Origin of the sequence: Pseudoalteromonas sp. BSi20495 (assembly GCF_000241185.1) — a bacterium.
Taxonomy (GTDB): Bacteria; Pseudomonadota; Gammaproteobacteria; order Enterobacterales; family Alteromonadaceae; genus Pseudoalteromonas; species Pseudoalteromonas fuliginea.
In genome coordinates this window covers 1-261 of record NZ_BADY01000162.1, presented here as the reverse complement: position 1 = coordinate 261, position 261 = coordinate 1, and the positions used below count along the sequence as shown (strand labels likewise).

At 36.0% G+C, this 261-nt stretch carries 1 protein-coding gene; it reads right to left on the bottom strand.

Annotated elements, in window-relative coordinates:
- Nucleotides 1-34 precede the first annotated feature (34 nt).
- Nucleotides 35-261 (bottom strand): hypothetical protein (locus P20495_RS22150; RefSeq protein WP_033016391.1); only part of this gene is annotated, 227 nt, incomplete at its 5' end.

Genomic DNA, 261 nt, shown 5'->3' with positions numbered 1-261 from the left:
TTTGCCATTTTGGCTTGCTAGGTACACTTTGCACCTAGCCAAAATATAAACTAAATAGTGGTAAACCAAAAATATAAGTTATACCAACACCCGTTAATGAAATACCAAAACTAACAAACCAAACTAACGCTGAACCGCGAATAAATGATGAGTCAGTACTTTCTAATTGCCGTTTGGCCCAAGCGTTATAGTTGTGAAATACAAAGAACCCACCAAACGACAATGTAATACCAAGGATTACATAAAGCCAAAGATCAAAAG